Annotated in this window: 10 protein-coding genes; 6 read left to right on the top strand and 4 right to left on the bottom strand. The window is 72.9% G+C overall.

What is annotated here, in order from left to right:
- The first annotated feature begins 162 nt into the window (after positions 1–162).
- The 3 genes from ACFO3J_RS17175 to ACFO3J_RS17165 are packed head-to-tail and all read left to right on the top strand — an operon-like array spanning position 163 to position 2,772.
- The gene (locus ACFO3J_RS17175; protein WP_386430302.1) at positions 163–1,227 is read left to right on the top strand and encodes a type III polyketide synthase; all 1,065 of its coding nucleotides are present in this window, start codon (positions 163–165) and stop codon (positions 1,225–1,227) included.
- Positions 1,228–1,234: 7 nt separating this feature from the next.
- The gene (locus tag ACFO3J_RS17170; RefSeq protein WP_386430322.1) at positions 1,235–1,759 is read left to right on the top strand and encodes an isoprenylcysteine carboxyl methyltransferase family protein; all 525 of its coding nucleotides are present in this window, start codon (positions 1,235–1,237) and stop codon (positions 1,757–1,759) included.
- On the top strand, positions 1,756–2,772 hold the full coding sequence (locus ACFO3J_RS17165; RefSeq protein WP_386430301.1) for an NAD(P)/FAD-dependent oxidoreductase: 1,017 nt from the start codon (positions 1,756–1,758) through the stop codon (positions 2,770–2,772). Before ACFO3J_RS17170 ends, ACFO3J_RS17165 begins: the two co-directional genes overlap by 4 nt.
- An 82-nt stretch (positions 2,773–2,854) precedes the next feature.
- Here ACFO3J_RS17165 and ACFO3J_RS17160 read toward each other — a convergent pair whose 3' ends face one another.
- Together ACFO3J_RS17160 and ACFO3J_RS17155 are read right to left on the bottom strand one after the other, a co-directional pair.
- Positions 2,855–3,343: a beta-class carbonic anhydrase gene (locus tag ACFO3J_RS17160; protein WP_386430300.1), complete on the bottom strand. Its 489-nt coding sequence runs from the start codon at positions 3,341–3,343 to the stop codon at positions 2,855–2,857.
- Positions 3,344–3,643: 300 nt separating this feature from the next.
- Positions 3,644–4,738: a TIGR03118 family protein gene (locus ACFO3J_RS17155; RefSeq protein WP_386430299.1), complete on the bottom strand. Its 1,095-nt coding sequence runs from the start codon at positions 4,736–4,738 to the stop codon at positions 3,644–3,646.
- A gap of 200 nt (positions 4,739–4,938) precedes the next feature.
- Here ACFO3J_RS17155 and ACFO3J_RS17150 point away from each other — a divergent pair, with 200 nt between their 5' ends.
- Complete coding sequence (locus ACFO3J_RS17150) at positions 4,939–5,175, top strand: hypothetical protein (protein ID WP_386430298.1); 237 nt, start codon at positions 4,939–4,941, stop codon at positions 5,173–5,175.
- A gap of 26 nt (positions 5,176–5,201) precedes the next feature.
- On the opposite strand, the gene ACFO3J_RS17145 is transcribed toward ACFO3J_RS17150, so the two are convergent.
- The gene (locus tag ACFO3J_RS17145; protein ID WP_386430297.1) at positions 5,202–6,050 is read right to left on the bottom strand and encodes an ABC transporter permease; all 849 of its coding nucleotides are present in this window, start codon (positions 6,048–6,050) and stop codon (positions 5,202–5,204) included.
- Positions 6,047–6,976, bottom strand: coding sequence for an ABC transporter ATP-binding protein (locus ACFO3J_RS17140; protein WP_386430296.1), 930 nt, complete (start codon positions 6,974–6,976; stop codon positions 6,047–6,049). The genes ACFO3J_RS17145 and ACFO3J_RS17140 overlap by 4 nt, the downstream gene beginning before the upstream one ends.
- A 246-nt stretch (positions 6,977–7,222) precedes the next feature.
- Here ACFO3J_RS17140 and ACFO3J_RS17135 point away from each other — a divergent pair, with 246 nt between their 5' ends.
- Positions 7,223–8,740 carry a dihydrolipoyl dehydrogenase family protein gene (locus tag ACFO3J_RS17135; protein ID WP_386430295.1) on the top strand — a complete coding sequence of 506 codons (1,518 nt, stop codon included), beginning with the start codon at positions 7,223–7,225 and terminating at the stop codon, positions 8,738–8,740.
- 126 nt (positions 8,741–8,866) lie between these two features.
- A complete protein-coding gene (locus tag ACFO3J_RS17130) occupies positions 8,867–9,694 on the top strand; it encodes an alpha/beta fold hydrolase (protein ID WP_386430294.1) in 828 nt (275 codons plus the stop codon).
- Positions 9,695–9,706 lie beyond the last annotated feature (12 nt).

Below are 9,706 nucleotides of genomic sequence, written 5' to 3'. Positions count from 1 at the left end.
CGCGGTGTCACGGGGGTCGGCGGCGGTGGCTCCGGGTCTCGGCACGCGACGATGGTAGGCGCGGTTCGGTGTCCTGCCCGCTCGGCGCGACCGGGCAGGACACCACCGTCCGGCGGTCGCTCACTCCGGAGAGTTCGCGGCTTTTGTTCCTATACTGCGGAAATGACGCGAATCGCCGCCGTCCACGGGGTGCTCCCGCCGTATCGGTACGAACAGCACGAGATCACCGACGCGCTGGTGACCATGGGACTGGTGCGGGAGGCGGAGCGCAAGGCGCTCGACCGGCTGCACGCGGCCTCGACGGTGCGCACACGGCGGCTGGCCATGCCGCTGGAGCGGTATGCCACGCTCAGCGGTTTCGGCCAGGCCAACGACTGTTTCATCGAGACGGCCCTGGAGCTGGGCGAGCGGGCGGTGAGCGGGGCGCTGGCGGAAGCCGGGCTGAGCGCGCGGGAGGTGGATCTGGTCATCTTCACCTCGGTGACCGGCATCGCGGCCCCCTCGATCGAGGCGCGGCTCGCCGGCCGCCTGGGGCTGCGGCCGGATGTCAAGCGGGTGCCGATCTTCGGGCTGGGGTGTGTGGCCGGCGCGGCCGGTATCGCCCGGCTGCACGATTATCTGGACGGCCGGCCCGGCGGTGTGGCGGTGCTGCTGTCGGTCGAACTCTGCTCGCTCACCTTGCAGCGTACGGACGGCTCGGGCGCGAATCTGGTGGCCGGTTCGCTGTTCGGTGACGGGGCGGCCGCGGTCGTCGCGGTGGGCCGGGACCATCCGGACGGCCGGCCGAACGACGGTCCGGTGGTGGTGGCCACCCGCAGCCACCTGTATCCGGACACCGAGCATCTGCTCGGCTGGGACATCGGCGACGAGGGCTTCCAGATCGTGCTGGGGAACGGACTGCCCGAGATGGTGCTGCGCCATCTCGGCGACGAGGTGCGGGCGTTCCTGGCCGACCACGACCTGAAGCCCCAGGATGTGACGGCCTGGGTCTGCCATCCCGGCGGCCCGAAGGTCCTGGAGGCAGTCCGGGAGACCCTGGACCTCCCGGCCCGCGCGCTGGAACTGGCCTGGCGTTCGCTCGCCGAGGTCGGCAATCTGTCCTCGGCCTCCGTGCTGCACATCCTGCGCGACACCCTCGTGCTGCGCCGCCCGCTGGCGGGGACCGCCGGACTGGTGCTCGCGATGGGACCGGGATTCTGCTCCGAACTCGTACTCCTGCGCTGGTAGGCCGATGATGCATCCGTACACCCTGCTCGTGTCGCTGGTGGCCGCCGAGCGGCTGGCCGAGCTCGTCACCGCCCGCCGCAACGCGCTCTGGAGCCGGCGGCACGGCGCGACCGAGTACGGCCGGGGGCACTACCCCGTGATGGTCGCGCTGCACACCGGTCTGCTGGCCGGCTGCCTGGCCGAGGTGGGCCTCGCCGGGCGGCCTTTCCTGCCCGGGCTCGGCTGGCCCATGCTTCTCCTGGCGCTGGCCGCGCAGGCCCTTCGCTGGTGGTGCATCCACACGCTCGGGCCGCGCTGGAACACCAGGGTGATCGTCGTTCCGGGGCTCCCGCTGGTGACCGGTGGGCCGTACCGGCTGATGAACCATCCCAACTACCTGGCGGTGGTGGTGGAGGGCGCGGCGCTGCCCCTGGTGCACGGCGCGTGGATCACCGCGACCTGCTTCACGCTGGCCAATCTGCCGCTGCTCGCGGTCCGGCTGCGCTGCGAGAACTCCGCCCTGGGCGCGGCCTCGGCCGTCGCGACGCCGTGATCGACCTGCTGGTCGCGGGCGGCGGCCCGGCCGGGCTGGCCACCGCGATCCACGCGGCCCGGGCCGGTCTGCGGGTGGTGGTCGCCGAGCCCCGGCCGGGCCCGGTCGACAAGGCGTGCGGCGAAGGACTGATGCCGGGCGCGGTCCGGGCGCTGGCCGACCTCGGGGTGGCCGTCGAGGGCCGGGCGCTGCGCGGCATCCGCTATGTCGGCCCGGACCATCAGGCGGAGGCGCACTTCCGGACCCAGCAGGGCCGGGGCGTGCGGCGGACCGAGCTGCACTCCGCGCTGTCCCGCCGGGCCGCCGAACTGGGCGTGGAGGTGGTCCCGTTGCGGATCGAGGCGGTGCGCCAGGACCGGGACAGCGTCACCGCCGCCGGGATCACCGCGCGTTATCTCGCCGCCGCCGACGGTCTGCACTCGCCGATCCGCCGCAGCCTCCAGCTCGGTGTGCGCTCCGATCCGCGGGCCGCCCGCTACGGGTTGCGCCGCCACTTCGCGGTGCCGCCGTGGACGGACTGCGTCGAGGTGCACTGGTCGGCGGGGGCCGAGGCGTATGTCACCCCGGTAGGCCCCGGGCTGGTGGGTGTCGCCGTACTGACCTGTGACCGCGCGCCGTTCGAGGAGCATCTGGCCCGGTTTCCCCGGCTGGCCGCCCGGCTGCCGCTGTCCGCCGCCACGCCCACCCGGGGCGCCGGTCCGCTGCGCCAGCGGGTCCGCGGCCGGGTGGCGGGCCGGGCGATGCTGGTGGGCGACGCGGCCGGCTATGTCGACGCGCTGACCGGCGAGGGGATCTCGATGGCGCTGGGCGCGGCCGCCCAGCTCGTCCGGTGTGTGCGGGCGGACCGGCCGCAGGACTACGACCGGGCCTGGCGCCAGGTGTCACGCGACTACCGCGTGCTGACCGGTTCACTGCTGTGGCTGCGGGCCCGCCCCCGGCTGGCGGGCCGGATCGTGCCGACCGCGGCCCGCTTTCCGAGCGTCTTCGCGGCGGCGGTCAACCGGCTCGCCTGAGCGGGGTCCGCGCCGCCGGGGGAACGGCTCCCGGCCGACGGCCGGTCGGGGCGGCGCGGGAGGCGGCGCCCCGACCGGGAGGTCAGACCGTCTCGTTGAGCTTGCCGGTGGCCACGTCGAAGACGAAGCCCCGGATGCGGTCCTTGTGCACGACGAAGGGATCGGCCTTGATCCGGGCGATGGACTGGCGGACATCGGCGTCCAGGTCGGGGAACGCCTCGGGGGCCCAGGGCGGCCGGATGCCGGTTTCCTCCTGCACCGCGTCCTTGAAGCCGTCGTCGGTGAAGGTGAGCATGCCGCAGTCGGTGTGGTGGATGAGGATGATCTCCTCGGTGCCGAGCAGCCGCTGGCTGATGGCGAGGGACCGGATCTCGTCCTGGGTGACCACCCCGCCGGCGTTGCGGATGACGTGTGCCTCACCGTCGTTGAGGCCGAGGATGGCGTAGACGTTGAGCCGGGCGTCCATGCAGGCCACCACGGCTATGTGCTTGGAGGGGGGCAGCGGCAGCGGCCCGGAGAAGGTCTCGGCGTAGCGGGCGTTGTTGTCCAGCAGGTCGTCGGTCACGGACATGGCAATGCCTCTGTTCTCGGGTGCGCGGTGCGGAAGGGGGGCGCGGGGGCGGCCACGCACGCGGAAGGGGCACGCGGCGCGGCCTAGGAACAGAACCCGTCGAAGACCTGGACGCGCCGGGTGGGCCAGAAGCCTTCCAGCGCCGTCGGGACAGTCGGCATGGCGCCAGTGAACCCCCGACCGGTCCGGGCCACAAGACAACATACGTTCGGGTGGCGCTCGGTGCCGCGGCGCGGCGCGTGCGGTGCGCCCGGCCGGGGCGCGGCGCCACGACCCGGCCGGGATACGTACCGCCGCCGGCTACTGGGCGGTCAGAGTGCCGAGCAGACCGTGCTGCTCGTCACCGGGGCCCGCGCTGAACCAGACGCTGTCGGGGCCGCCGGCCACCGCGTCCCCGGTGATCAGGCCCCACAGCTTGTCGATCCGTACGGTCCGGCCCCTGGTGTCGGTGAGGGTGCCGCGGAGGTGTCCGTTCGCCGGGTCGTAGGCGTGGACGGTGCCGTCGCCGAAGTTGCCGACCAGCAGGTCGCCGGAGAACCGGCCGAAGTTCGCGGGCGCGACGACCAGGCCCCAGGGCGAGTCGAGGCTTCCGCGCGAGGCGACGCGGTCGACGAAGCTGCCGTAAGCGGTGAACTTGTCCACGAAGCCGTGCCCGGCCCCGGGGACGTCGAACTGCTTGGCCGCGTCCTGCTGCGCGTACGTCACATAGACGCTGTCGCCGAGCACCTGGACGTTGAACGGCGCGTAGCCGCGCGGCAGGGCGGGGTCGCGGAACAGGCCGGCCACATCGAGCCGCTGGAAGGCGGAGTCGAAGACGTCCACCCGGTTGTCGTGGAAGTCGGCGGCCAGCAGCAGCGGGCCGAACGGGCTGCTGGACAGGGTCAGTCCGGTGTACGCGGCGCCCGGTACGGACGCGGCCTGCACCGCCTGGGTGCCGGCGGCTCCGTTCCAGGCGGAGATGGTGCCGCCGACGGTGGCGAACAGGAAGGACGCCGGGGTGGTGGTGCCGGGGACGGCGAATCCGGTGCTGGAGTTGAAGGTCTGACCGGTGACCGGACCGCCCGGCACCTTCACCACCAGCGGCGCGGCGGTCACCGGGCCGCCGTTCACCGCGCCCGAGTACAGCGTGGAGGTGGACGTACCCGCGTTCGACACCCACAAAGGGGTGTTGGGACCGCGCGACAGCCCCCAGGCGTTGACCAGGTCGGGGTCCGTCAGCTGCGCCTTCCCGGGCTGGTCGGACACCAGGTCGGTACGCGTCACGCCGTGCACGGGCGCGGAGTGGTGATCCGGCCGACCGGAACTCGCGTCGGCCGGTCCCGCCGCGACCAGCGCCACGGCGGACGCCGTGACGGCGGCGGTCAGCGCCACGGCGGATATGAGCTTCTTCGTCATGCGGTTGCTCCCCTGACGGGGCTGAGCCGGCGACGCCGGCGAGGACACAGCCGCCCGGAAGTACGCACGACACGCGCGAACAACTCAACCGCGGTGGCCGCGGCATCGGCGCCCGGCGCCCCGGTCCCGGCCGGGGCGCCCGCGCCGGCTCCGTCCCGGCCCAGTAGGATCACGCCCCGCGCATCGGACAGGGAGATCACGTGAACTTCGAGCCCAACGCCCAGGCGGTCGCCGCCAGGGACCTGAACGGCAGCCTCATCGGCGAGACCTTCGCCTACCGCACATCGGAGGGCGTACCGGTGTTCGGCAGGATCGCCTTCGCCGAGGTGGGTCCCTCGAAGGTGCTGGTGACATTGGACGGCGTGCTGCACGAGGGCTCCAGTGTCGTGCTGACCCTGGCGCCGGACGACGAACTCTGGTTCAGCCGCACCGCCTGATCACCTTCGCGGCGTCCCGGGCCCGCTCAGGCGTCACGCCGCTTGAGCAGGACCGCCGCGGCGGCCAGGGCCACCACCGCGTAGAGGCAGAAGACCCCGAACCCGGTCCACGGCGCCAGCGTGTGCGCCTCCCGGTGCAGGGCGACGACCGCCTGGCCCGCGTTGCTCGGCAGGTAGGGGCCGATGGTGTCGCTCCACGACTGGGGCAGCGCCTCGGCCAGCGCGGGCAGCACCAGCAGCAGCCCGAAGACGGTGGCGATCCCGCCCGCGGTGTTGCGGATCAGTGCGCCGATGGCGACACCGAGCAGCCCTACGACGGTCAGGTACAGACCGGCGCCGAGCACCATCCGCGTCACGCCGGGCGCGCTCAGCGTGGTGTCGATGTGCCGGGAGGACAGCATGGCCTGGCCCACCAGGAAGGCGACGAGGGCGCCGGCGGTCATCAGCACCCAGGTGACGGCGGAGTACAGCGCCGCCTTGGCCCACAGCACCGGCAGGCGGCGCGGCACCGCGGACAGGGTGGCGCGGATCATGCCGGTCGCGTACTCCCCGGTGATGACCAGGACGCCGAGCACACCCACCGCGAGCTGTGCGAGGAAGTAGCCCCGCAGGCTGGTGAGGGCCGGGTCGAAGCGCGCCCGCTCACCGGCGCCCATGTGCGGCCAGTGGCTGGCGGTGACCGCGCAGAACAGCACGCCGAAGCCGATCAGCGCCACCACGGCCGCGATCAGCGTGTAGAAGGTGGACCGCAGGGTACGCAGTTTGATCCACTCGGAGCGCAGCACCCCGACCTGGGTGACGCGGCCGCGCGGTTCGGCGAAGGAAGCGGTGGAACCGGCCGGGGCGGACGGTCCTACGGGGGTGACGACGCTCATGCGGGCTGTCCTTCCGGCTCACGGGCGGGCGGCTGGAACTCCACCGAATCCCGGGTCAGCTCCATGAACGCCTCCTCCAGCGAGGGCTGCTGCGGGGTGAGTTCGGCCAGGGCTATCGCGTGGTCGGCGGCGATCCGGCCGATCCGGTCGCTGGCCAGCCCGGTCACTTCCAGCACCCCGCCGCCGAGCGTCGCCACGCCCACGTCGGGACCGGCCAGCAGCCGCCGCAGACCGTCCGCGTCGTCGGTGCGCACCCGCACCGAGCCGCCGGCGGCGTCGCGGACGAAGTCCGCCACCGACATGTCGGCGATCAGCCGCCCGCGCCCGATCACGATCAGGTGTTCCGCGGTGAGTGCCATCTCCGACATCAGGTGGGAGGACAGCAGCACCGTACGGCCCTGGGCCACGAGATCCTTGAGCAGATTGCGGATCCACAGGATGCCCTCGGGGTCGAGTCCGTTGACCGGCTCGTCCAGCACGAGGGTCGACGGGTCGCCCAGCAGCGCGCTGGCGATGCCGAGGCGCTGGCCCATGCCCAGCGAGAAGCCGCCGACGCGCTTGCGGGCCACCTCGCGCAGGCCCACGATGTCGATCACCTCGTCCACCCGGCGGCGCGGGATGCCGGTGGTGGCGGCCAGTGCCAGCAGGTGGTTGCGGGCGCTGCGGCCGGTGTGGATGGCGCGCGCCTCCAGCATCGCGCCGACCTCGTGCAGCGGTGCGGGGTGGTCGGCGTAGCGCTTGCCGTTGACCGTGACGCTGCCGGAGGTCGGGGCGTCCAGGCCGAGGATCATCCGCATCGTGGTGGATTTTCCCGCCCCGTTCGGTCCGAGGAACCCGGTGACCGCGCCGGGACGCACGGTGAAGCCGAGGTCGGCCACCGCGGTGCGCCCGCCGTAGCGTTTGGTCAGGGCACGGGCTTCGATCATCAGCGGTCCTCGGGGTCTTTCCGTGGGTCGGGCGGTGTCGGTCCAGCATGATCCGGATCCCCGGCGGCGGCGACGGCCCGGGGGCGGATTCGGTCCGGGACCGGCTGCTACCGGGGGCTGAACCGGGTACGACCGGCGTCGTACACCCGTCGGCGCCTTCGTCCGCCAGTGGCGGGACCCGCGCGCCGGGGCCATCGTGGAAGGGCGGCCGAAGCGATGGTCCTCGGCGGGGAAGGCGGTCGGAGTATGGCTGGCAAGGCAGCGTCCGTTGATCCCGACCGGTCCGAATGGGACGTCATCGTGCTGGGCGGCGCGGCGGCGGGCGAGAACGTCGCGCAGTACGCGACGCAGTTCTCGGACCTGGACGCCGTGATCGTGGAGGCGGAGCTGGTCGGCGGCGAGTGCTCGTACTGGGCCTGCATGCCGAGCAAGGCGCTGCTGCGGCCAGCGGACGTCCTGACCAATGGGCGGCATGTGCCGGGCGTTTCCTCCCTGGTCGCCGGGCGCGGCCTGGACGTGCCCGCTGTGCTGGCCCGCCGTGACACCGTCGTCAACGGCCTCGACGACGCCTCCCAGGTGAAGTGGGCCCTGGACACGGGCATCGACGTGATCCGCGGGTACGGGCGGCTCACCGGCGAGCGGACGGTGGAAGTGGTGACGGCCGCCGGGGACTCCCGGACCCTGACCGCCCGGCACACGGTGGTGATCGACACCGGGTCGTGCACCACGGTGCCGCCCGTCCCGGGCCTGGCCGAGGCCGGCGCGTGGACCTCGCGGGACGTCACCAATGTGCACGAGGTGCCGCGCCGCGTCGTCGTCTACGGCGGCGGTGTGGTCGCGTGCGAGGCGGCGACCTGGCTGCGGGCGCTGGGCGTCGAGGAGCTGACCGTGGTCTACCGGAGTCCGGACCTGCTGGCCCGCTTCGAACCCTTCGCCGGACGGATGGTCGCCGATCAGCTGCGCGACGCCGGGGTACGGCTGCTTCCCGGCCGGTCCGCCGTCGAGGTGCGGCGCGCCGATCCGCGCGGGACGGGCGTCGGGCTGCCGCACGGCGGCGAGGTCACCCTCCGGCTGGACGACGGCGCCGCCCTCGTCGCCGACGAGCTGGTACTGGCCACCGGGCGCACGCCGAACACCCAGGACATCGGCCTGTCCTCGGTCGGCTGCCCCGACGGCGGTTTCCTGGCGGTGGACGACCAGCAGGCGGTGCGCGCGGTGAGCGGCTCCTGGCTCTACGCGATCGGCGACGTCTGCGGGCGGGCGCTGCTGACCCACATGGGCAAATACCAGGCGCGGATCGCCGGCGAGGTGATCGCCGCGCGGGCCGCGGGACGGCGGCCCACCGACGCGGACGACGAGCCGCTGAGTGTCGCGGCCGGGCACCGCGGCAGCCCGCAGGTGACCTTCACCCAGCCCGAGGTCGGATCGGCCGGCATGACCGAGCGGCAGGCGCGCGAGGCGGGTGTCGACGTCGAGACGGCCGAGTACGACATGGCCGGGCTGGCGGGCACCTTCGTGATGCGGGAGGACTACGTCGGCCGGGCCAAGCTCGTCGTCGACCGGGCCACCGACACGGTGGTGGGCGCGACGTTCGTCGGGTCCGGCGTCGCGGACCTCGTCCACTCGGCGACGACGGCCGTGGTCGCGCGGCTGCCGTTGTCCGTGCTGTGGCATGTCGTGCCCAGCTACCCGACGGCGAGCGAGGTCTGGCTCCGTCTGCTGGAGACGGTGCGGACCCGGCGCGCGGCGGGACCGACACCGTAGCGCCCCGTTCGAGCGGCCGGCCGGCGCCCCCGGAGCCGCGGCATGCCCGGCGCCCCGCGCTCGAACGCCCACGACCACCCCGCTCAACCGGGGTTTCCTGTGGATGCGACCGAAAGGAACCGGACCATGCCTTTCATCACCACCCTGGACGGCACCGAGATCTTCTACAAGGACTGGGGCTCGGGTCAGCCGATCGTCTTCAGCCACGGCTGGCCGCTGAACGCCGACGTCTGGGACGCCCAGGCCCAGTTGGTCGCCGAGAACGGCTTCCGCGCGGTCTTCCACGACCGCCGCGGGCACGGACGCTCCGCGCAGACGTGGGGCGGCAACGACATGGACACCTACGCCGACGACCTGTCGGAGCTGATCGAGGCGCTGGATCTGCGCGACGTGATCCTGGTCGGCCACTCGACCGGAGGCGGCGAGGTGGCCCGCTACATCGGCCGCCACGGCACCGGCCGGGTCGCCAAGACCCTGCTGCTCAGCGCGATCCCGCCGCTGATGCTCCAGACCCCCGACAACCCCGAGGGGACGCCCGTCAAGGTCTTCGACCAGATCCGCGACGGCGTCGCGAACGACCGCTCGCAGTTCTACGAGGACCTCAGTGCCCAGTTCTTCGGTGCCAACCGCCCCGGCTCGACCGTTACCCAGGGCACGCGGGACGCGTTCTGGCTGTGGTCCATGACGGTCGGGATCAAAGCGTCGTACGACTGCGTCAAGGCGTTCTCCGAGACCGATCTGACCGAGGACCTGAAGCGGTTCGACATCCCGACCCTGATCGCGCAGGGCGACGACGACCAGATCGTGCCCATCGTGGCCGCCTCGGAGAAGTCGTCGAAGATCGTCAAGGGCGCCACGCTGAAGGTGTATCCGGGCGCGCCGCACGGCCTGTCGATGGTCGCCGCGTACAAGGACCAGTTCAACGCCGATCTGCTGGAATTCGCCCGCGGCTGACCGCCCGTCAAC

Origin of the sequence: Streptomyces polygonati, from assembly GCF_042650325.1 — a bacterium.
Lineage (GTDB): Bacteria > Actinomycetota > Actinomycetes > Streptomycetales > Streptomycetaceae > Actinacidiphila > Actinacidiphila polygonati.
Note: the sequence above shows the minus strand (reverse complement) of the source record. Positions and strands in the feature narration are given on the sequence as shown.